At 67.5% G+C, this 22774-nt stretch carries 17 protein-coding genes and 1 pseudogene; 11 read left to right on the top strand and 7 right to left on the bottom strand.

From position 1 onward, the window contains the following. The first annotated feature begins 251 nt into the window (after window positions 1-251). From VEIS_RS24095 to VEIS_RS24045, 11 genes are all read left to right on the top strand, one after another. Window positions 252-1208 carry an ABC transporter permease gene (locus VEIS_RS24095; protein ID WP_011812631.1) on the top strand — a complete coding sequence of 319 codons (957 nt, stop codon included), beginning with the start codon at window positions 252-254 and terminating at the stop codon, window positions 1206-1208. Then, a complete protein-coding gene (locus VEIS_RS24090) occupies window positions 1208-2137 on the top strand; it encodes an ABC transporter permease (protein WP_011812630.1) in 930 nt (309 codons plus the stop codon). Before VEIS_RS24095 ends, VEIS_RS24090 begins: the two co-directional genes overlap by 1 nt. A 44-nt stretch (window positions 2138-2181) precedes the next feature. Next, the gene (locus VEIS_RS24085) at window positions 2182-3897 is read left to right on the top strand and encodes an ABC transporter substrate-binding protein (RefSeq protein WP_011812629.1); all 1716 of its coding nucleotides are present in this window, start codon (window positions 2182-2184) and stop codon (window positions 3895-3897) included. Between the two features lie 10 nt (window positions 3898-3907). After that, window positions 3908-4930 carry an ABC transporter ATP-binding protein gene (locus tag VEIS_RS24080; RefSeq protein WP_011812628.1) on the top strand — a complete coding sequence of 341 codons (1023 nt, stop codon included), beginning with the start codon at window positions 3908-3910 and terminating at the stop codon, window positions 4928-4930. Between the two features lie 13 nt (window positions 4931-4943). After that, a complete protein-coding gene (locus tag VEIS_RS24075; RefSeq protein ID WP_041950327.1) occupies window positions 4944-5921 on the top strand; it encodes an ABC transporter ATP-binding protein in 978 nt (325 codons plus the stop codon). Window positions 5922-5991: 70 nt separating this feature from the next. Then, entirely contained in the window at window positions 5992-7752 is a 1761-nt protein-coding gene (locus VEIS_RS24070; RefSeq protein WP_011812626.1) for a long-chain-fatty-acid--CoA ligase, read from the top strand. A 44-nt stretch (window positions 7753-7796) separates the two neighbouring features. Further along, window positions 7797-8999, top strand: coding sequence for an acetyl-CoA C-acyltransferase (locus VEIS_RS24065; protein WP_011812625.1), 1203 nt, complete (start codon window positions 7797-7799; stop codon window positions 8997-8999). A gap of 10 nt (window positions 9000-9009) precedes the next feature. Continuing rightward, window positions 9010-11121 carry a 3-hydroxyacyl-CoA dehydrogenase NAD-binding domain-containing protein gene (locus tag VEIS_RS24060; RefSeq protein WP_011812624.1) on the top strand — a complete coding sequence of 704 codons (2112 nt, stop codon included), beginning with the start codon at window positions 9010-9012 and terminating at the stop codon, window positions 11119-11121. 62 nt (window positions 11122-11183) lie between these two features. Continuing rightward, window positions 11184-12377, top strand: coding sequence for an acyl-CoA dehydrogenase family protein (locus VEIS_RS24055; protein WP_011812623.1), 1194 nt, complete (start codon window positions 11184-11186; stop codon window positions 12375-12377). 10 nt (window positions 12378-12387) lie between these two features. After that, a complete protein-coding gene (locus tag VEIS_RS24050) occupies window positions 12388-13524 on the top strand; it encodes an acyl-CoA dehydrogenase family protein (protein ID WP_011812622.1) in 1137 nt (378 codons plus the stop codon). 154 nt (window positions 13525-13678) lie between these two features. Then, complete coding sequence (locus VEIS_RS24045; RefSeq protein ID WP_011812621.1) at window positions 13679-14722, top strand: porin; 1044 nt, start codon at window positions 13679-13681, stop codon at window positions 14720-14722. A 46-nt stretch (window positions 14723-14768) separates the two neighbouring features. On the opposite strand, the gene VEIS_RS24040 is transcribed toward VEIS_RS24045, so the two are convergent. From VEIS_RS24040 to VEIS_RS24020, 7 genes and pseudogenes are all read right to left on the bottom strand, one after another. Then, a complete protein-coding gene (locus VEIS_RS24040) occupies window positions 14769-16007 on the bottom strand; it encodes a TetR/AcrR family transcriptional regulator (protein ID WP_041950325.1) in 1239 nt (412 codons plus the stop codon). Beyond that, window positions 16004-16615 (bottom strand): hypothetical protein, encoded by a 612-nt coding sequence (locus VEIS_RS31020; RefSeq protein WP_232287797.1) that lies wholly within the window; start codon window positions 16613-16615, stop codon window positions 16004-16006. The genes VEIS_RS24040 and VEIS_RS31020 overlap by 4 nt, the downstream gene beginning before the upstream one ends. Window positions 16616-16667: 52 nt before the next feature. After that, complete coding sequence (locus tag VEIS_RS24035; protein ID WP_011812619.1) at window positions 16668-17342, bottom strand: alpha/beta fold hydrolase; 675 nt, start codon at window positions 17340-17342, stop codon at window positions 16668-16670. Further along, complete coding sequence (locus tag VEIS_RS24030) at window positions 17339-18370, bottom strand: alpha/beta fold hydrolase (protein ID WP_157048662.1); 1032 nt, start codon at window positions 18368-18370, stop codon at window positions 17339-17341. The genes VEIS_RS24035 and VEIS_RS24030 overlap by 4 nt, the downstream gene beginning before the upstream one ends. A gap of 259 nt (window positions 18371-18629) precedes the next feature. Next, window positions 18630-18836, bottom strand: a pseudogene (locus VEIS_RS29435) (IS630 family transposase); the annotation flags it as partial. Window positions 18837-18870: 34 nt separating this feature from the next. Further along, a complete protein-coding gene (locus VEIS_RS24025) occupies window positions 18871-20871 on the bottom strand; it encodes a sigma-54-dependent Fis family transcriptional regulator (RefSeq protein ID WP_011812617.1) in 2001 nt (666 codons plus the stop codon). A gap of 140 nt (window positions 20872-21011) precedes the next feature. Continuing rightward, window positions 21012-22745, bottom strand: a complete 1734-nt coding sequence (locus tag VEIS_RS24020) for a methanol/ethanol family PQQ-dependent dehydrogenase (RefSeq protein ID WP_011812616.1) — start codon at window positions 22743-22745, stop codon at window positions 21012-21014. Window positions 22746-22774 lie beyond the last annotated feature (29 nt).

The following is a 22774-nucleotide window of genomic DNA, read 5'->3' as shown; positions in this document are numbered from 1 at the left end:
GGCCAGGCCCCGCCACTGCACAGATTGGCTTTCGCGGTACGCCGCCCCACGCGGATGGGCGTCCAGCGATGGGGCAGGCCAGCAGCGGCGCCAGACCGGCCGATGGTTCGACGAGCGAAGAACAGGAGACAACGGTGAAAACTGAACCCAAGCGGGCCGCCGCACGGCCCTTTGCCAGAGCGCGGCACGGCCAGGACGGCCGCCTCGCGGCCGCGCCTTCTTCCGGCCTGCGGCCGGGCGGCAGGTGAGCCGTGCAGGCCTACATCCTGCGGCGGCTCCTGGCCCTGTTGCCCACGCTGTTCATCGCCAGCGTGATCGTGTTCGCGATCGTGCGCATGGTGCCGGGCGACGTGGTCGACCTGATGCTGAGCCAGAACGACGCCGGCGCCAACCAGCGCACGCGTGACCAGTTGCTGCAGACGCTGGGCCTGGACAAGCCCATGTGGCAGCAGTACGGCATCTGGATCGGCCAGCTCGCCTTCCATGGCGACCTGAGCCACTCGCTCTGGCAGGGCGATTCGGTGATCAGCATGATCGCCACGCGGCTGCCGGTCACGTTCGAACTGGGCCTGCTCGCGATGCTCATCGCGCTGAGCGTGGCGATTCCGGTCGGCGTGTACTCGGCCGTGAAGCAGGACGCTGCGGGCGACTACATCGCGCGCTCGTTCTCGCTCTTGATGCTGGCCATGCCCAGTTTCTGGATCGGCACCATGGTCACGGTGTTCCCGTCGATCTGGTGGGGCTGGTCGCCCGAGATCCACTACATGCCGCTGCGCGAAGACCCCGTGCAGAACCTGCGCCAGATGATCATTCCGGCCGCGATCCTGGGCCTGTCGCTGTCGGCCATCACCATGCGCATGACGCGCACCATGATGCTGGAGGTGCTGCGCCAGGACTACATCCGCACGGCGCGGGCCAAGGGCATGAAGGAATCGCTGATCCTCACGCGCCACGCCATCCGCAACGGGCTGATCCCGGTCGTCACGCTGATCGGCGCCCAGACGCCCATCCTGATCGGCGGCGCCGTGATCCTGGAGCAGATCTTCGTGCTGCCCGGCATGGGCATGCTGCTGCTCGATGCCGTCAACCAGCGCGACTACCCCGTGGTCACCGGCGTGTTCCTCGTCGTCGGCCTGGCCGTCATGCTGATCAACCTGCTCGTGGACCTGAGCTACGGCCTGATCGATCCCAAAGTGAGGCAACGGTAATGGCAGCCAACATGCAGATCCACCAGGCCGTCCAGGCACCCGGTCTCGCGCCCGCCGCCCGCCCGGCACCCGTGCGCCATGGCAAGTTCCAGTGGTTCGTGCGCAAGCTGTTCCGCGAAAAGCGCCTGGGCGCGGCCGGTTTCATGATCACCGCTGTGTTCCTGTGCTGCGGCCTGTTTGCCGACGCGCTGGCGCCCTACGGGATGAACGAGGTCGACATGGGCGCGCGGCTGCAGGCGCCGTCCTGGGCGCACCCGTTCGGCACCGACAACCTGGGCCGCGACCTGCTGTCGCGCTGCATCTACGGCGCGCAGATCTCGGTGGTCATCGGGCTCATGGTGGCGGCGATCTCGACCTGCCTCTCGGCCCTGATCGGCATCGTCTCGGGCTATTTCGGCGGCAAGGTCGACATGCTGGTGCAGCGCTTCGTCGATGCGTGGATGAGCTTCCCGGGCCTGATCGTGCTGATCGTCGTGGCCTCGGTGTTCGGCTCGGGCATCACGCAGATCATCATCACGCTGGGGCTGCTGATCGGCATCGGCGGCTCGCGCATCGTGCGCGGTGCGGTCGTTTCGGTGCGCGAGGACATGTACATCCACGCCGCCAAGTCCATCGGCGCGTCGCCCTTGCGCATCCTGTGGCGCCATGTGCTGCCCAACGTGCTCGCGCCCTTGATCGTGCTGTTCACGTCCAGCGTGGGCACGGCCATCCTGGCCGAGTCCGGCCTGTCCTTCCTGGGCCTGGGCGTGCCGCCGCCGCACCCGACCTGGGGCGGCATGCTGTCCGGCAACGGCCGCACGTACATGCTGCAAGGCCCCTGGCTGGCGCTGGCGCCCGGCCTGTGCCTGACGCTGGCCGTGTATGCCATCAACGTGTTCGGCGATGCGCTGCGCGACATGCTCGACCCGCGGATGCGGGGCGCGCGTTGAAGCGCCCCATCCTGGCCACCACCCCCCAAAAGGAGACACAACGCATGAAAACGAACAGGAACTTGCTCGCCCGTCTGGCCCCGCTGGCTGCCGGCATTGCCATGGCGGCTGCAGCCGGCACCGCGCAGGCCCAGGCCCACGCCGAGACGCCCAAGTACGGCGGCTCGCTGGATGTGGCCACCACGAGCACGGGCGTCGCGACCCTGTCCTGGGACCTGGCCGACTGGCAGGCCACACTGCAGACGCGTGACACGGGCCAGTTCTACGAGCAGCTGTTCTCGGTCGATCTCTCGAAGGCCAAGAGCCGTGGCGGCAAGTACCCGTTCACGATCAGCGGCTGGCAGCCCACCGACGCCGTGCGCGGCGAACTGGCCGAAAGCTGGAATTGGGTCACGCCGCTGGTGCTGGAGGTCAAACTGCGCCAGGGCGTGAAGTTTCCGGCCAAGCAGGGCGTGATGGCCGAGCGGGAGTTCGTGGCCGACGACGTGGTCTACAGCTTCAACCGGCTCAACAACAGCCCGAAGAAGACCCAAGGCTACTACGACCACCTGGACAAGGTCGAGGCCAAGGACAGGCACACGCTCGTCTTCACGTTCAAGCAGTTCCTGGCCGACTGGGACTACCGCTTCGGCAACGGCTTCTTCTCCGGCATCATGCCCAGGGAGGTCACCGAGGCCGGCGGCGGCAACTGGAAGAACGCCAACGGCACGGGCCCCTTCATGCTCACGAACGTGGCGCAGGGTAATTCGCTGACCTTCACCAGGAACCCGATCTACTGGGATCAGGAAGTCATCGGCGGCAAGCCCTACAAACTGCCCTTCGTCGACAAGCTCACGCACCGCGTGATCAAGGACGAGGCCACGCAGCAGGCCGCGCTGCGCACCGGCAAGCTCGACATCCTGTCCTCGATCTCCTGGGAGGCCGCGCGCGAGCTGAAAAAGAGCACGCCGCAGTTGCAGTGGAACCGCTGGCTGTCCATGGCCGCCGCGCGCGTGGCGCTGCGCGTGGACACCAAGCCCTTCACCGACGTGCGCGTGCGCCGCGCGCTGAACATGGCGGTCAACAAGCAGGAAATCATCGACAAGTTCTACGGCGGCGAAGGCGAGATGTTCGTGTTCCCGATGAACCCGGCATACGTGGGCTACCACACGCCGCTGAAGGACATGCCGGCCTCGGTGCAGGAACTGTTCAAGTACGACCCGGCCAAGGCCAGGAAACTGCTGGCCGAGGCCGGCTACCCCAAGGGCTTCGCGTTCAAGATGCAGATCTGCACCTGCACCACCGAGCAGATGGAGCTGATGCCGCTGGTCGCGGCCTACCTGGAGATGGTGGGCGTGAGGATGGAGATCGTGCCCATGGAATACGGCGCGCACCTGTCGGCCATGACCAGCCACGTCAACGGCGCGGGCTACCTCACGACCGTTTCCGACGTGAACCCCACGACCTCGCTGCGCATCAACTTCGGCAAGGGCCAGGTCTACAACGCGCCGATGTGGAACGACGCCAGGTTCGACGCGCGTGTGGCCGATGCGCTGGCCGAGCGCGACGAGCCCAGGCGCCAGCAGATCCTGCGCGAGCTGACCGCGCAGATCGTCGAGCAGGCGCCCGCCATCTGGATGCCGGCCCCGTACCGCTACACGGCCTGGTGGCCCTGGGTCAAGAACTACGGCGGCGAGCTGTTCGTCGGCGCCGGCCGCAGCGCGCCCATCCATGCGCGTGTCTGGATCGACCAGGACCTGAAGAAGACGCTCGGCTTCTGAAAGAACGCACATGGCCACCCCCGTACTGCAGGTGCGCAACCTGACCACCCGCTTCAAGACCGAGCGCGGCGTCGTGACCCCCGTCGACGGCGTCTCGTTCGACGTGAACGCCGGCGAGACGCTGGCCATCGTCGGCGAATCGGGCTCGGGCAAGAGCGTGACCTCGATGTCCATCCTGCGGCTGATCCCGTCGCCGCCGGGCCGCATCGAGGCCGGCGAGATCTTGTTCGACGGCAGGGACCTGCTCAGGCTCAGCGAAGAGCAGATGCGCGCCATCCGTGGCGACCGCATCGCGATGATCTTCCAGGACGCCATGTCCTCGCTGAACCCATCGATCACGATCGGCAAGCAGATCGCCGAGCCGACCACGCTGCACCGCAATGCGTCCTGGGCCGAGGCCTACAGGAATGCCCGCGAACTGCTGGACAAGGTGCAGATCCCCGACGCCGAGAGCCGGCTCGGCGCTTATCCGCACCAGTTCTCGGGCGGCATGCGCCAGCGCGCCATGATCGCGATGGCCCTGGCCTGCGGGCCGCGGCTCATCATCGCGGACGAGCCCACCACGGCGCTGGACGTGACGGTGCAGGCGCAGATACTGGACCTGCTCAGGCAGCTCACGCGCCAGGCGCAGATGTCCATGATCCTGATCACGCACGACCTGGGCGTGGTCGCGCGCTACGCCGACCGCGTGGCCGTGATGTACGGCGGGCGCATCGTCGAGCAGGGCACGGCGCGCGAGATCTTCAACCGGCCGGCGCACCCCTACACGCGCGGCCTGCTGGCCTCGATCCCGCGCATCGACAGCGACACCGGCCAGCCGCTGCAGGCCATCGAAGGCATGCCGCCCGATCTGTCGGCGCTGCCACCGGGCTGCGCGTTCGGCCCGCGCTGCCGGCTGGCGAGCGCCGCCTGCGTGGCCGCGCGCCCGCCGCTGACGGCAGTCAGCGCTGCCCGGCCGCCCGAAGGCGCTCACACCGCAGGCGAAGGTGCTCCAGTGAGCGCATCGCATGTCAAAGCCTGCTTCAACACCTGAGGAACGGGACACCATGGAAGACATCCTGAAAGTCGAAGACCTGCAGGTCCACTTCCCCGTCATGAAGGGCGTGCTGTTCAAGAAGCAGGTCGCCACCGTCAAGGCCGTGGACGGCGTGTCGTTCTCCGTCCAGCGCGGCGAGACGCTGAGCGTGGTGGGCGAGAGCGGCTGCGGCAAGTCCACCACGGGCCTGGCGCTGATGCACATGCTGCACAGCACCAGCGGCCGCATCCTGTTCGAAGGCCAGGACGTGACCAGTTTCTCGTGCGCGCAGGCCAAGCAGTTCCGCCGCCGCGTGCAGATGGTCTACCAGGACCCGTATGGCTCGCTGAACCCGCGCATGAAGGTCAAGGACATCATCGGCGAGCCGCTGCAAGTGCACGGCCTGGACAAGGACCGCCAGGCCTACGAGCAGCGCATCGCCGACCTGCTGCGCATGGTGGGCCTGCTGCCCGACATGGCCGAGCGCTACGCGCACGAGTTCTCGGGCGGCCAGCGCCAGCGCATCGGCATCGCGCGTGCGCTGGCGCTGGAGCCCAGCCTGCTCGTCTGCGACGAGCCGGTGTCGGCGCTGGACGTGTCGATCCAGGCGCAGGTCATCAACATCTTCAAGAACCTGCAAAAGCGCCTGGGGCTGACCTATGTCTTCATCGCGCACGACCTGGCCGTGGTGCGCCACATCAGCGACCGCATCGCCGTGATGTACCTGGGCCGCGTGGTCGAGATCGCCGCGCGCGACGACCTGTACCAGACGCCCAAGCACCCCTACACGCAGGCGCTGCTGTCGGCCGTGCTGGTGGCCGATGTGGACGCCGAGGCCAGCAAGGAACGCGTGGTGCTCAAGGGAGAAATTCCCAGCCCGCTGCGCATCCCGAGCGGCTGCCGCTTCCACACGCGCTGCCCGGTGGCCATGGAGCGCTGCAAGACGCAGGACCCCGGGATGAGCGAACACGGCCGTGGCCACGCCGTGGCCTGCCACCTCTACACCTGAACCGCCTTCATCCAGAACAACGCCGGTGACGCAGTCGCAAGCCGCCGCACCACCAGGAAACGGAGACCCCATGGAACACCGGACCTTCCCCGAGTTCAGCACCAACTACCCGCTGCTGCTGACGACTTTCATGAAACGCCCGGTGCGCTACTACCCGGACCAGATCGGCGTGGTCTACCGCAACCATGTGAGCGGCGCCTACCAGCGCTTGACCTGGCGCGTCTGGTACCAGCGCGTGTGCCGACTCGGCCATGCGCTGCAGGGCCGGCTGAAGATCAAACCGGGCCAGCCCGGCCGGCTCGGCGACCGCGTGGGCACCATGGCCTACAACACGCACCGGCACCTGGAGCTGTACTACGCCGTGCCCTGCATCGGCGCCACGCTGCACCCGATCAACATCCGGCTGTCCGAGGAGCACATCGTCTACACCATCAAGCACGCGCAGGACACGGTGATCTTCGTCGACGACATGGTGCTGCCGCTGCTGGAGAACATCTACGAGCGCATCCAGGACACGGTGCAGGTCTTCGTCTACATGTCCGACAAGCCCGGCCTGCCGCAGACCAGGCTGCCGAACCTGATCGAGTACGAAGAACTGATCGCGGCCGAGCCCGGCCAGTTCGACTGGCCCTACCTGGACGAGGACACGACCGCCACGCTGTGCTACACGACCGGCACCACCGGCCAGCCCAAGGGCGCGACCTTCACGCACCGCCAGCTGTACCTCATGACGCTGCACAGCATGGCGCGCCAGAGCATCGTGAACACGCCGGGCTTCGTGGCCGTGGAGCGGCTGGGCGAAAACGCCGTGCCCATGCTGAACACGCCGCTGTTCCACATCCACGGTTGGGGCGCGCCGTTCACGACCGTGTTCAGCGCGCAGAAGATCGTGCTGCCCGGCACCTTCACCGTGCGCGGCTTCTGCGAACTGGTGGAGCGCGAGAAGGTGACCTCGGTCGGCATCGTGCCGACGATTGCCGCCCTGCTGCTGGAGTTCACGGACTTCGACAAGTACGACCTGTCCAGCCTGGTCAACGTGGGCGTGGGCGGCGGTGCGCTGCCGCTGGGCCTGAAGACCAAGCTGGAGAAGGCGCTGCCGCACTTTCGCGCCGGCTCGGGCTATGGCATGACCGAGACCGCGCCCGCGTCCATCGGCGCCTTCGTCAAGAAGCACATGGTGCAGTGGCCCAAGGAGGCCATCGACGAGGTCATGGTCAAGACCGGCCTGCCGTCGCTGGGCCTGGAAGTCGAGGTCGTCGACGAGCAGGGCGTGCCCGTGCCGTGGAACAACCAGACGGTCGGCGAGATCGTGATCCGCGGACCCTGGGTGACCAAGGAGTACTACAAGGCCCCCGAACGCACGGCCGAGGTCTGGTACGACGGCTGGTTCCACACGGGCGACCTGGCCAAGGTGGACGAGGAGGGCTTCGTGGTCATCGCCGATCGCTTGAAGGACGTGATCCGCAGCGGCGCCGAGATGGTGCCCACCGTGCTGCTGGAGAACCTGATCGCGATGGCCGACTTCGTGCTGGAGGCTGCCGTGGTCGGCGTGCCCGACCCGGTCTGGGGCGAGGTGCCGATGGCCGTGGTCAGCCTGCGGCCCGGCAGCGCGGCGACACCAGAAGACGTCGTCGATTTCCTGGCCGAGCACGGCGTGCAGACCGGCAGGATCACCAAGTGGATGCTGCCGCGCCTGGTGGCCCTCACGCGCGAGATCCCCAAGACCAGCGTCGGCAAATACGACAAGAAGGCCATCCGCGAAAACCTGCCGCAGTTCCTGGCGATCGCAAAGGACATGTCGCGACAGCCCGCCTGGCCCGCCCCGACTTAGCGTCGGGTTTCGTTTGTTTCGTTGGTGATCTACAGGAGCCAGACATGCGTGAAGCCGCGATCGTTTCGACCGCCCGCACACCGATCGGCAAGGCCTTTCGGGGGGCCTTCAACAACACCCAGGCGCAGGAACTGGGCGCGCATGCGATTGCGCATGCCGTGCAGCGCGCCGGCATCGACCCGGCGCTGGTCGACGACGTCGTGATGGGCTGCGCCGCGCAGCAAGGCACGAGCGGCGGCAACACCGCGCGCCAGAGCCTGCTGCGCGCCGGCCTGCCGCAGACCGTGTCGGGCATGAGCATCGACCGCATGTGCTCGTCCGGCCTGATGGCCGTGGCCACGGCGGCCAAGCAGATCGTCGTGGACGGCATGCAGGTGACGGTGGGCGGCGGGCTGGAGTCGATCTCGCTCGTGCAGTCGGGCAAGCCCAACACGCACCGGGCGCGTGATCCCCACTTGGTCAAGAACATCCCGCAGCTCTACATGGCGATGATCGAGACGGCCGAGATCGTGGCCGAGCGCTACGGCATCTCGCGCGCGCAGCAGGACGCGTACGCGGTGGAGTCGCAGGCGCGCACGGCGAAGGCGCAGCGTGAAGGCCGCTTCGACGCCGAGATCGTGCCCATGTCCACCGTCATGACCGTGACCGACAAGGCCACCGGCGCCGTGTCGGAAAAGCCGGTCACCATCGCCGCCGACGAAGGCAACCGCCCCGGCACCACGCTGGCCGATCTGCAGAAGCTGAACCCGGTGTTCAAGGACGGCCAGGTCGTCAAGGAAGGCCGCTTCATCACGGCCGGCAACGCCTCGCAACTGTCCGATGGCGCATCGGCCATGGTGCTGATGGAGGCCAGGGAGGCCGAGCGCCGGGGCCTCGCGCCGTTAGGCGCCTACCGCGGCATGGCGGTGGCCGGCTGCAACCCCGACGAGATGGGCATCGGCCCCGCGTTCGCGATTCCCAAGCTGCTCAAGCTGCACGGGCTTACGGTCAACGACATCGGCATCTGGGAACTGAACGAGGCCTTCGCGAGCCAGGTGATCTATTGCCGCGACAGGCTGGGCATCCCGGACGACAGGCTCAACGTGTCGGGCGGGGCCATCTCCATCGGCCACCCGTTCGGCATGTCGGGCGCGCGCATGGCCGGCCATGTGCTGATCGAGGGCAAGCGCCGTGGCGTGAAGTTCGGCGTGGTGACGATGTGCGTGGGCGGCGGCATGGGCGCGGCCGGTCTGTTTGAAATCTACTGAGGAGGCATCCATGGTCCGGATCAACGACGTGACGAGCTACACCCACATCGACGGGGTCGGCGTGATCGTGCTGAACTCGCCGCCCGTCAACGCCTTGTCGGCCGCCGTGCGCGACGGCATCCATGCCGGCGTGCGGCAGGCCATCGCCGATGCGCACGCCAGCGCCATCGTGCTGCGCTGCGACGGCAACACCTTCATCGCCGGCGCCGACATCCGCGAGTTCGGCAAGCCGCCCGCCGGCGTGGGCCTTGGCGAGGTGCAGCGCGCGCTGGAAGAGTCGCCCAAGCCGGTGGTCGCGGCGATGCACGGCACGGCGCTGGGCGGCGGGCTGGAGGTGGCGCTGGTTTGCCACTGGCGCATCGCCGTGCCGAGCGCGAAACTGGGCCTGCCCGAGGTCGGCATCGGCCTCTTGCCCGGCGCCGGTGGCACGCAGCGGTTGCCGCGCATCGTGGGGCCCGAGGTGGCGCTCGAGCTGATGACCTCCGGCGCGCAGGTCGAAGCCGCCGACGCGCTCGGGATCGGCCTCATCGACGAACTGGCGCCCGAGGACGACCTGCAGGGCGCGGCCGTCGCGCTGGCCAAGCGGGTCGTGGCCGAGAAGCGCCCACTGCGCAAGCTGCGCGATCAGAACGACAAGGTCGAGGCCGCGCGCGGCAACCCGGAGCTCGTCGCGGCCTTCCGCAAGGCCAACGCCAAGAAGTTTCGCGGCTTCGCGGCGCCCGAGAAGATCGTGCAGTGCGTGGAGGCCGCCGTGAACCTGCCGTTCGACGAGGGCCTGAAGCTCGAGCGCAAGCTCTTCGTCGAGCTCATGCAGGGCGAGCAGTCGGCCGCGCAGCGGCATTACTTCTTCGCCTCGCGCCAGGCCTGGAAGGTACCGGGGCTGAAGAAGGACGCGGCCATCGTGCCGGTGCAGACGGTCGGCGTGATCGGCGCCGGCACCATGGGCGCCGGCATCGCGATGAACTTTCTGAACGTGGGCATCCCGGTCCATATCGTCGAGACGCGGCAGGAGGCGCTGGACCGGGGCCTCGCGACCATCCGGACCAACTACGGGAACACAGCGAAGAAGGGCCGGCTCGAGGTCGGGGCCATCGAAGAGCGCATGGCGCTGGTCACCGGCTCGCTGGAACTGCAGGACCTGTCGGGCTGCGAGCTCGTGATCGAGGCGGTGTTCGAGGACATGGAGGTCAAGAAGCACCTCTTCGGGCGGCTGGATCGCGTGGCCAAGGCCGGCGCGATTCTCGCGTCCAACACCTCGGCGCTGGACCTGAACCAGATCGCCTCGGCCACCGCGCGGCCCGAGTCCGTGATCGGCCTGCATTTCTTCTCGCCGGCCAACGTCATGAAGTTGCTGGAGATCGTGCGCGGCGACCAGACTTCGGACAGCGTGATCGCCACGTCCATGCAACTGGCCAGGAAAATCGGCAAGGTGGCCGTGCTGGTCGGCGTGTGCCCGGGCTTTGTGGGCAACCGCATCCTGGGCCAGCGCCAGCGCGAGGCCAACCAACTGATCTTCGAAGGCGCCACGCCCTGGGCGGTGGACCGCGTGCTGTACGACTTCGGCTTCCCGATGGGGCCATTCGCGATGAGCGACCTGGCCGGCCTGGACCTGGGCTGGAACAAGGACAAGTCCACCGGCGCCACGCTGCGCGAAGTGCTGTGCGAGATGGGCCGGCGCGGCCAGAAGACCGGCGCCGGCTTCTACGACTACGACGGGCAGCGCACGGCGCAGCCGTCCCAACTGGTGGAGGGCGTGATCCGCGACTTCGCCCGCAAGAAGGGCATCGCCCCCCGCCAGGTGTCGGACGACGAGATCCTGGAGCGCTGCATCTATCCCATGATCAACGAGGGCGCCAAGATCCTGCAGGAGGGCGTGGCCGTGCGTGCCTCCGACATCGACGTGGTGTGGATCAACGGCTACGGCTGGCCCGTGTACCGCGGCGGCCCCATGCACTACGGCGAGCGCATCGGCCTGCCCAAGGTGCTGTCCAGGATGCGCGAGTTCGAGGCCAGGCATGGGCCGCAATTCAAGCCCGCGAAGTTGCTGGAAGAACTGGTGGCCAGCGGCCGCAAGTTCAGCGACCTGAGCCCACTGGCCCGAACCCCGGCATTCCAAGCCTGACGGCTGGCCTGCACGCCAGCCGCAGGCAAGGCTGCGCCCATTTTTCATCCAAAGGAGCCGCGATGGACCTGGAGTACAAAGAGGAAGACCTTCGTTTCCGCGCAGAGGTGCAGGCGTTCTTTCGCGAGAACCTGCCCAAGGAACTCAGCGACAAGGTGCGCGCGCGCCGCCACCTGAAGCGTGAGGACGCCGTGCGCTGGCACAAGATATTGGCCAAGAAGGGCTGGATCGCGCCGGGCTGGCCCCGGCAGTACGGCGGCACGGGCTGGAGCGCCATGCAGCGCCACATCTGGGCCGAGGAATACGCGCTGGCCTATGCGCCGCCCACGCTGTCGTTCGGCCTGAACCTGCTGGCCCCGGTGCTGCTCGGCTTTGCCAGCGAGGAGCAAAAGCAGCACTACCTGCCGCGCATCTACGACGCCGAGGACTGGTGGTGCCAGGGCTATTCGGAGCCGGGCGCCGGCTCGGACCTGGCCTCGCTCAAGACGCGCGCCGTGCGCCAGGGCGACCACTACATCGTGGACGGCCAGAAGACCTGGACCACGCTGGGCCAGCACGCCGACATGATCTTCTGCCTGGTGCGCACGAGCGCGCAAGGCCCCAGGCAGCAGGGCATCTCGTTCCTGCTGATCGACATGAAGACGCCGGGCATCACGGTGCGGCCCATCATCACGCTGGACGAGGCGCACGAGGTCAACGAGGTTTTCTTCGACAACGTGAAGGTGCCGGTGGCCAACCTGATCGGCGAGGAGAACAAGGGCTGGACCTACGCCAAATACCTGCTGGGCCACGAGCGCACGGGCATCGCGGCGATCGGCAATTCCAAGCGTGAACTGAAGGTGCTCAAGCGCCGCGCGGCCAAGGCCCGGGTCGACGGCAAGCCGCTGCTGCAGGAGCCGCAGTTCGCCGCGCGCGTCGCCGATGTCGAGATCGAACTCATGGCGCTGGAGATGACGGCGCTGGGCCTGGTGGCCGATGGCGCCCGCAGCAAGATCGGCCCCGAGGCCTCGCTCCTGAAGATCGAGGGCACGCAGATCTCCCAGGAGATCAGCCAGTTGCAGCTCGAATCCGCCGGCCCCACGGGCCTGGCTTTCGATCCGGCCTACCTGGATGGCCGGACCGAGCACGCCGTGAACGGCGACGACGACGCGGCGCCGCTGGCCGCGCACTACTTCAACCTGCGCAAGATCACGATCTTCGGTGGCTCCAACGAGGTCCAGCGCAACGTGATTTCCAAAATGATTCTGGGTCTGTAAGGGGACAAGCATGGATTTGCGACTTTCCGAAGAACAGCAGCAGTTCGCCGACTCGCTGCGCCGCTGGATCGAAAAGGACTACACCTTCGAGGCGCGGCTGAAGATCATCCGGTCCGACGCCGGCGTGTCGCAGCCCGCCTATGCCGCGCTGACCGAACTGGGCGCGCTGGCGCTGGCCGTGCCCGAAGAGGCCGGCGGCATGGGCGGCAGCTCCGAAGACCTCATGATCGTCATGAAGGAGATCGGCCGCGGCCTGGTCGTGGAGCCTTATTTCGCGACCATCCTGGCCGCCGAGTTCTTCAAGCAGGCCGGCGCGCACAAGCCCATCCTGGAACGCGTGGCCGCCGGCGACATGAAGCTGGCCTGCGCGCTGAACGAGAAGGGCGCCGGGCACGAGCTGTTCAACATCGGCCTGGCGGCGCGCCAGGACGGCGCGGGCTATGTGCTGAACGGCGCCAAGTGCTCGGTCGTGCACGGCGGCCAGGCCGACGGCTTCGTGGTCTCGGTGCGCACCGGCGGCGGGCAGCGTGACCGCGATGGCATCACGCTGGTCCATGTGCCGCGCGCTGCGCAGGGCCTCACGGTGACGGACTTCCGCACCTTCGACGGCCAACGCGGCGCCGACCTGGCGTTCGCCGATGTGCGCGTGCCGGCGTCCGCCGTGGTCGGCCAGGCCGGGCAGGGCTGGGACATCCTGGAGGCCGTGACCGACTACGGCGTGGCGCTGTTGTGCGCGGAGGCGGTCGGCGCCATCGAGCAGGCCAATGCGCTGACGCTGGACTACCTCAAGACACGCAAGCAGTTCGGCGTGCCGATCGGCACCTTCCAGGTGCTGCAGCACCGCATGGCCGACATGTACATCCACCAGGAGCAGGCCAGGTCGATCGCGGTACTGGCTGCGGTCAAGGTGCAGACCGCCGCGCCGGATGAGCGCCGCAAACTGGTCTCGGCCGCCAAGGTGCGCGTGGGCAAGGCGCTGCAATTCGTCGGCCAACAGGCCATCCAGATGCACGGCGGCATGGGCATGACCAACGAAATGTCCATCTCCCATTATTTCAAGCGGCTGACCGCCATTGAGATGACGCTGGGCAACACCGACTTCCACCGAAGTCGATTCATCAGCCAGCCCGGTTTCGCGGCTGTCTGATGGGCAACCGGGCCTGTCACTCTGACACGCCCTCGTCCTCCGGCCGGGCTTGCGCCCGGATAGATCCTCTGCAGGGAATGTGGGGCTGCGCCTATCCGGGGCAGGCTCGTGTCCGTCGGTTCGCGTCGATAGCAACGAGCAAAGGAGTTTCGTGATGAAAAGATGGGTAGTGACCTGGGTCGTGGTGGCTGCTTCGGCCAGCCCCGCATATGCCCAGTCTTCGGTGAGGATTTCGGGGTCCGTCTACGGCGGTGTCGGCTTGAACTGGGGCGGGCCGTCGCGCACGCACTTGGCAGGCCCCGGATCCATCATGTTCAGCGGCAAGGAAGATATGGGTGGCGGCAACGCCGTGCTGTTCAAGCTGGAGAACGGCTTCAATGCCGGCACCGGCACGAACGCCAGCGCGACGACCTTTTTCGACAAACAGTCCTTCGTCGGGCTGCAGGGCGATTGGGGTACGCTGCGCGCCGGGCGCGTCTACACACCGGCCTTTGCCACGCTGGCGCTGGTGGCCGACCCGAGCGGCACCTTTTCCGTGCTGACCAGCACCGGCCTGATGGAAAGCCATGGCGTGCGGCTGAACAACGGCATCATCTACAACTCGCCCGGCTTCGACCCGTGGACCTACCGGCGCACCGGCGTGTATGGCGCGCTGGCGCATTACTTCGGCGAATCGTCGACCGGCGGCGCGTCACGCAACGCGGCGACGGGTCTGAACCTGGGCTATGGCAAGGGGCCGCTGGTGCTGGAACTGTCGCACCAGCGCACCAACCGGTACACCTCGGAGAGGCAGGACGTGGATGCGCGCAGCACGCTGCTGGCGGCGAACTACGATTTCGGCCCGGTCACCGGCTACATCGCGTATTCGGACAACGACGCGCGCAACGTGATCGCCGGCGTAAAGACCAAGGACAGCAACGACCTCCTGCTCGGGGCGACAGTGCCGGTCGGCGCGGGTCTGGTGACGGTGCTGTACGTCCGCAAGCACGACAAGCGGGCCATCGACAACGACGCGAACCTGATCGGTGCGGCCTACGACTACCCGCTGTCCAAGCGCACGAAATTCACGATCGGCTACGCCAGGATCCACAACGAGAACCCTGCCAACCACTACAAGTTGGCCAACGGCTACACGGGCACGACAGCGGCCAACGGTGGCACCTCGGCCGTGCAACTGGGCGTGACGTACAGGTTCTGACCGGCCAGGCGCCACCGCAGGCAGGCCGGGCCGGCTTGCGGCGCCCTCAGTCGGAGCAGATCCCATGGAAGAAGGGCTTCAGGTACAGCGCAACCGCGTCGGTCTTTTCGGACCCGGGCACCCACTTGTCCAGCGTGGTCGAGCCGTTGATCGCGCCCACGACCATCCAGGCCGCGATCGCCTGGTGCGTGGGGCGCACCGAGCCGTCCATCATGCCGGTGGCCAGAAAGTCGACCACGGTCTGCGTCAACTGGCGTATGGGCTGGACCTGACCGGAGAACTGTTCCAGGTTGGACAGCTCGGTCCAGGCCGTCATGCGCAGCAGCGGCCCGCGTGGCGAGAAGTGGTAGCCCACCAGCGAACGCGCCAGCGCGGCCAGTTTGTCGCCGCCCGAGCCTTCGCCGGCGATGGCGGCGGCCTGCATGCCCTCGACCACGGCCAGCGTGCGGCTCACGCATTCGGCGAACAGGTCGTCCTTGCTCGGGATGTGGTGGTAGAACGAGCCTTTGGTCACGGACAGGCGCGCCGATATGCGGTCGATGGACGCGCCGTTGTAGCCCACCTCGTTCAGCAGGCTGATGGCAGCGGCCAGGAAGCCGTGGTTCGAGGGCTCGGGCAGTTTGATGGAGGCCACCTTCCGGTCCAGCGCTGTCGGCCCCCAGGGCTTGCCGGGCGCGGCCAGGCCGTTGATCAGCACGTCGCACATGTACGCGGCCAGGCGCTCGTAGTCGGCCACGCTGAAGTTCGACAGCCAGGTGCGCGCCCATTGCGTGGATGTCAGCAGCAGATGCGTGCGGATCGTCAGCGACATGCGGTTGTCCGACGTGACCGGGCCGGTGGCCAGCAGTCCGCGCACGCGCCGGAACATGTCGCCATAGGCCGAGAAGATGATCTTGGTATAGGAGGCGTCGAGCTCGCCCACGTCGCGGAACGACATCGTGGCCGGGTACTGGCCCTGGGCGGCCTCGGCCAGTTTCTTCCAACGGCCGGTCACGAAGCGCGTCACGCGCTCCTCTGGCGTGGCGGCGGTGTCGCTGTCGGCCGCGAGCGCGGAAATCGTGTTCGTGGTGTGCATCAGGCACTCGAACACCAGGTCTTCCTTCTTCTTGAAGTAGTAGGTGATGCTGTTGGTGTTGAGCCCGACCTGCTGCGCGACCTCGGACAGCATGGTGCCCTTGATGCCGTTCTCGTCGAACAGCCGGGCCGCCGCGTTCAGGATGGCTTCGCGCTTTTGCTTGTAGCGACCCGTCATGCGATCGCCGGCTTCGGCTGATGGGAAATTCATGGTCGGACGTATGGAGATGGGACGGTGAGACGGCATTCTAGTGTCGCGTCACCGATCAGATGTCGTAGGCTGCGCGCAGCCATCGGAGCGTAGCGCAAGGTGCATCGCTTGCCCATACCGAGCCGTATTGGCAAGCGATGCAACGCCGCGATGCGCTTCGATGGCCAGCGCGGACCGACAGATGATCGGTGACGCGACATTAGGGGTGGCGCCTTGTCGAACGGCCAGGGTCGTCGCCAGACACGCCGCAGGTCGAAACGCGGCTCCCCGATGCGGTGCCCGATCAGCGTGGCGCCCCGGATGGAGGACAGGGTCATGCAGATGCAGGCCGGCACGAAGGTCGGCACGCTCACTGGAGTACCTTCGCCTTCGGCTACGGTGTGAGCGCCTTCGGACGGCCGGGCGGCGAAGGATGGAGCACCTTCGCCTTCGGCTGCGGTATGAGCACCTTCGGGCGGCCGGGCGGCGAAGGATGGAGTACCTTCGCCTTCGGCTGCGGTATGAGCACCTTCGGGCGGCCGGGCGGCGCTCATGGGCCGGAACCCGGTCATGCCCCACATGCCGTGCGCCAGGTTGGCTGCGAAGTTGCGCGGCAGGTCGCGCAGCACCTGCGCGGTGCAGGCGGCTTCGCCTGCGGCGCGGGGTGGCCGCAGGCCGTGGTTACGCCGGGACGGGCTGGGGCAGGGCGCTGGCGTACATGCGCCAGGCGTTCGCGGGGTCCACCGGTGCGCCGCCCAGCACGTCGACGACGGCCTGCAGCCAGGGCGGCTGCTCGCGTGTGCAGACCGTGATGGGCCGGGGCAGGTGCGAGCGCTGCGAGGCCAGCCGCGCGAAGTGGGCCGCGTATTCGGGCGGGCGCGCGTCGGTGGCCAACTCGGCGATCGCGAAGGGGTCGGGCGGCGCGGGCTGCGTGGTGTCCACCAGCGGGATGTAGGGCGTGGACGCGGCGCAACTGCCGGCCATGCCGGGGCCGTCGAGCAGGATGGCGCCGAGCACACGGTCGGGCCGGCCGCCGGCGATCAGCAGCGCGATGTAGGCGCCCAGGCCACGGCCGCAGACGGTGGCCGGGCCGATGTGGGCCAGCGCGATGTCCACGTCGCCCATCAGCACCTCGCAGCTGTAGCCGCCGCCGGCCGGGATGGTGGAGTCGCCATGGCCCGTGAAGTCCAGCGCGTGCACGGCGCCGGGCCATTGGGCGTAGCTGAACGCAGGGTGCGCGGCATGCGACTCGCCCAGGGCGTGCAGCAGCAGCAAAGGGTGGGCGCCGGGCGCGCGTGCGGGCTGCAGGCGGTGCAGCGCCAGGCGGATGCGGCCGTGGGGGAGGAATTCGGTCATGTGCGCAGGAAATCGATGACGAGGTCGGCGGTTTCACGCGGGCGCTCGATGTGGATGAAGTGGCCGGTGTCGGCCATGGCCAGGCCGCGTGCAGAGGGGGGAAGGTACGGGACGAGGTCTTCGTAAGTGCAGTCCCAACCCATAGGCTCGGCGATGGTGCTGAACAGTGCCAGCAGCGGCACCGGGAAGCCGGGCAGGCGGTCGGTCATCCAGCGCGAGCGCATGGGGCCGAAGCCGCCGGGGCGGATGGCCGGGTCCAGCTTCCAGCGCCAGCCGTCGGCGTCGTGCTGCGCGCCCTGCGTGACCAGGTAGCACAGCCAGTCGTGGCTGAGCCGCGGGTTCAACCGGGCGCGGCGGCGCGCGATGTCCTGCAGCGGCGAGGGCTTGCGTTGGGCCGACGCGGCCGTGTGCCGGTGGTTCAGCCAGTTGCTGATGATCTCGGGCGACATGTAGCGCTTCTCGTGCATGGCCGTGTCCGGGTGCGGGCTGCGGAACGGCATGCCGTCGATGCAGGCGAAACGCGTGAAGCGGTGCGGCAGCGCCTCGATGGCATGGATCAGCAGCGAGCCGCCCTTGCTGTGGCCGATGGCCGGGATGGGCGCGCGCGTGACGGCGTCGGCCACGGCCAGTAGATCGCGTTCGTCGGCGACCCAGCCGTACAGCGCGGCGTGGGCCGAATCGCCATGGCCGCGCTGGTCGTAGGACACGACGCGAAAGCCGGCATCGGCAATCAGCGGCGCGAATACGTCGAAGGTGCGCGCGAAGTCGAGCGCTCCGTGCACCAGCAGCACGGGCGGCGCGTCGGCGGCGCCCCATTCGTAGACGGCCAAGCCCACACCGTTGGCGTCGATGCGGCGCTGGCGCTCGGGGGCGCGGGCGCCCGCGTAGTGGAAGAAGCGCGCGTCCGCAGGTGCATGAACCGGGGGAGGCGCAACGGTCGAAACGGTCGCGGCGGGCGATGCGGGCGATGCGGGCGATGCGGGCGATGCGGGCGATGCGGGCGATGCGGGCGATGCGGGAAATTGCATGTCTTGTGTTTGTGGTATGGACAATTCATGATGATAAGCCGCTTGCCACACGCTGTCACCCAAAGTATATCTGCATAATTTTCCATTGACTAGGTTATATGGTACAGCCATAAGTGTTTGTAGTATGCCAATGGCAGCAGCATTGCAACCGATGTGCTGGCTACTACGTGGCGGTGCCTGCCGGTCGTGGTGCGGGCGATGCGCGGACGGCATGGCGTGGCACGGTGTCACAAATGCAAATACAGACCAATCCACAGAATCATTGAATTGGCATCTGCCGAATGCGCCGTGATGGATCGTCGTACTTCCACTTGATGGGCTTGGGATTCTTGTGGTGTTCGCGGATGTAGCGCATCAGCTTTCGCCCCAAGTCCTTCGCCGAGGTAAACCCGCCGCAGGTTATGACATCACGCTGAATGCGCGAGAGCCAGTTCTCCACCTGGTTCAGCCACGACGAGTACGTGGGTGCGGCCACTTGTCATCTACACGGCGTTTGATGCTCAACAGAACTGCGTGGGCGCGACGATGCCGTGTCGCTTCATGCGCCTGTACACCGTGGCGCGGCACGTGGACAGCTCGCGCGCCACATCGGCGATCACCCAATGATGGCGCCGCAGGGCGCCCAGCAGTTGGTGCACCTCGGGGCTGGCATCGGCGTCCTCCCCACCGGGGGCTACGTCGATGGCGGGCGGTGCGGGCACAGTCGCCAGCAAGACTGGGGCCGGCGCATCGACCAGTTGCACCTCCAGTGGCAGGTCGCGGGCGCCGATGCCATGGCCTTCAGCCATCGAAAGGGCGTAGCGCAGCACGTTGCGCAACTCGCGGATGTTGCCAGGCCAGGGATAACGCAGCAGCAGTTCCATCGCTTGCACGGTGAGGTGGCCGTTGGCGTCGATGGCGGTGGCCTCTTCGCCAAGGATGCGGCGGACCAGGTACGCGCGGTCCTGCCGCTCCCGTAGCGGCGGCAGGCTCAGCGTGGCGCCGCTGAGACGGTAGTAGAGGTCTTCGCGGAACTGCCCGGCTGAAATGCGCTCGCGTAGGTTGCGGTGCGAAGCTGCCAGTACGGTCAAGGCCAAGGGGATGGGTTTGTCGGCACCCAGGGGCAGCAGCTCGCGTTCGGCCAGCACTCGCAGCAACCGCGTCTGCAGTGCCAGCGGCATGTCGCCGATCTCGTCAAGGAACAAGGTGCCGCCGTCCGCCCGCTGGATCAGGCCCACCATGCCGCGGCTGCGCGCACCGGTAAAAGTACCCGGCAGGTAGCCGAACAGTTCGCTTTCGATCAACGATTCGGGGATGGCCGCGCAGTTGATGGCCACGAAGGCCCGGTCTGCGCGCGAGCTGGCCTGGTGGATCGCCTGGGCAAGCACCTCCTTGCCGGTGCCGGTCTCGCCCTGGATGATCATGTTGATCGACCTGCCGGCCAGGCGGCGGGCTTGGGAGATGAGCGCGTCCATCTTCGGGTCGCGGTCGGACAGAGCCTCCAGCGCAGACACATCGCCCTGCGGCGCAGCCTGCAGGTGATCAGCCTGGACGGAGGTGGCACCCGACATGCGCGTCCTGCGCTGCGGCCCACGCACCATGGCCTGGCGCGGCTCGCCCAGCCAGGGGTGCAGCAGTGCACTGCTGTCGCCGTTGCCGGCGCGCGCCAGCCGCATGACATCGCCCAGCGGGTTGCGGAACACGGCCGACAGCGGCTGGCCGAGCAGCGCCCCCACGCTCTGCCCGTCCACGGTCTGCAGCAGCCGGCGCGCGCCGCTGTCGGCACCGACGATCACGCCGTCGGCATCGAAGGCCAGCAAGGCCTCGGCATTGACCTCGACGAGCGACGCGGCGCGTCCCAGCCGCAGGACCCACCGGTGGCCGAAGTGCCGCAGGAAATTGGCATCCTCGATCATGCGGCCATACATCGAGGCCATGTGGCCGATCAGATGCTGGCTCGCGCGTGAATCGGGTGTTGTGAGCGAGGACAGATCCAGCGCGCCCATAAGCTCGCCCTCAGGATCGAACAGCGGCGTGGCCGTGCAACTGAGGTCGAGGTTGCCGGCATAGAAATGGTCGTCATAGTGGCAGGTCAGCGTGCGGCATTCCGCCAGGCAGGTGCCGATGCCGTTGGTGCCGGCGTGCGCCTCGTGCCAGTTGGCGCCGACCACCAGGCCGGCGCGGATCGGCGAATCGCCGGCCCGGTGGCCCAGGTAGTCCAGCGTGATGCCGTCTGCATCGGCCAGCAGCAGCACATAACCCAGGTCGGCCACGCGCGCGTAGAGCTCCTCCATCGCGGCGCGCGCGGTGTGCAGGTAGGCCAGGTGCTTGGCGTGCCGGTCGCGCAGCGCACCCGAGCTTTCCACGCGCATGTGCTGGCGCCCGGCGGGATCCAGCCCGTAGTCGTTGTAGCAGCGCAGCCACGAGCGGTGGATGGGGTTGTCGAGGGCCAGCGCGGTCAAGGCAGCCTCGTTGCCCACGACGTTCATCACGACATCGAGATGCTCCCGAGAGGGCGTCATACTGTTGTCTCCTTCGGAGTGTCGGCGCCTCTGGTTCCCTGCGGCATGCGCCGCGTGGCTGTGCGCTTGGTCCGAGCGAGTATAGGGTTGCAGCGCGCGCAAGCCAAGGCAAGCCCCGGCATGACGCCCTTGTACACCACTCAATCCAGCGCGAAGACCCAGACCGAGCCGCCTTCGGGAACGGCCTTTTCCCACCCGGCCAAGCCTTCCATCTTGCCCTGGATCCACTGCGCATCGACGCCCCAGCCGGACACCACCGCGATGTACTGCTTGCCACCGATGGAGAAGCTGCTGGGCGGCGAGATGATGCCCGACGGGGTCGGGAACTCCCACAGCAGCTTGCCGCTCTTGGCGTCGTAGGCGCGGAACATGCGGTCATTGGTGCCACCGGCAAACAGCACGCCGCTGCCGGTGGTGAGGATCGAGCCCCAGTTCCACGAGTGCGGGTACTTCTGGCGCCAGACCTCCTTGCCGCCATCGACGCTCCAGGCCTGGATGCCGCCGATGTGGTCGAAGCCGGGCTTGACCGAGAGGTCGAGCTTGTTGATGTCCACCCCGGCCGACCACTGGCCCGGCACGATCGACTGGACCATACCGGTCAGCGTGAGGCAATGGTTGTCGTTGTAGGGCACGTACAGCATGCCGGTCTTGGGGTTGTAGGCCTCGTACGGCCAGTCCTTGCCACCCCACAGGCTGGGGCAGTAGGTGCGCGTCTTGCCGGTGGCCGGCTTGGCCTCTTCGTTGTAAGTCGGGCGGCCGGTCTTGGGGTCGATGGAGGCGAACACCGTGTTGGTCACGTAGGCCTCGGACTTGTTGTAGGTGATCTTGCCCTTGCCGTCACGCTCCAGCCAGTACAGTCGACCGTTGCGCTGCGCGCTGATGAGGCCGCTGACCTTCTTGCCACTGCGGTTGAACTCCACCAGCGTGGGTGCGTTCATGCCGGCCCAGTCCCACGAGTCGTTCCAGTGGTACTGGAAGTGGCTCACGATGTTGCCGGTGTCGGGGCTGATCGCCAGCACCGAGGCCAGGTACAGGTTGTCGCCCGGCCGCTGGTCGCCCAGCCACGGCGCGCCGTTGCCCACGCCCCAGTAGATGACGTCGTTCTTGGCGTCGTAGTTGCCGGGCATCCACATGGTGCCGCCACCGTTCTTCCAGGCGTCCTTCCACTGCCCGTCCTGCGGCCAGGTCTCGAAGCCGGCCTCACCGGGACCAGGCACGGCGTAACGCGTCCAGGCCAGCTTGCCGGTCTCGGCGTCGAATGCCTTGAGGAAGCCGCGCACGCCGAACTCGCCGCCCGACGGGCCGATCAGCACCTTGCCTTTGACGACCAGCGGCGCCGAGGTGATGTAGGCGCTGTCCTTTTCCCAGTCGCAGACCTGGGCGTCCCACAGCAGCTTGCCGGTCTTGGCGTCGAGCGCGCTGATCATGCAGTCGATGCTGCCGACATAGACCTTGTCGCCGTACAGCGAGACGCCGCGGTTCGTGCGGTGCAACGCGCCCAGGCCCTCGGGCACTTCGCGCACGAACTTCCACAGCACCTTGCCGGTCTTGGCGTGGTAGGCGATGACCTGGTTGTGCGGCGTGGCGACGAACATGTACTCGCCGTTGACGATGGCGGGCGCCTCGTGGCCCGAGTTGACGCCGGTGGCGGCCGACCACACCGGGCGCAGCCGCTTGACGTTGGCCGGCGTGATCTGCTCCAGCGGGGTGTAGCTCCAGCCCGCGTAGTTGCCCTTGGTCAGCAGCCAGTTTTCGGGCTCGGGGTTGGCCAGGCGGGCCGCCGTGACGGGCTTGTAGTCGGGCGTCGGGCCGGCGGCCATGGCACTGGCCGTGAGCAGGGCGCCCAGGATGGCGAGAGTCTTGTGGGTTCTCATGGTGTGTGTCTCCGTTGATGGATGGGGGA

This window comes from Verminephrobacter eiseniae EF01-2, assembly GCF_000015565.1.
Taxonomy (GTDB): Bacteria; Pseudomonadota; Gammaproteobacteria; order Burkholderiales; family Burkholderiaceae_C; genus Acidovorax; species Acidovorax eiseniae.
The sequence above is the reverse complement of the archived record's forward strand: the minus strand, read 5'-3'. Positions and strand labels throughout refer to the sequence as shown.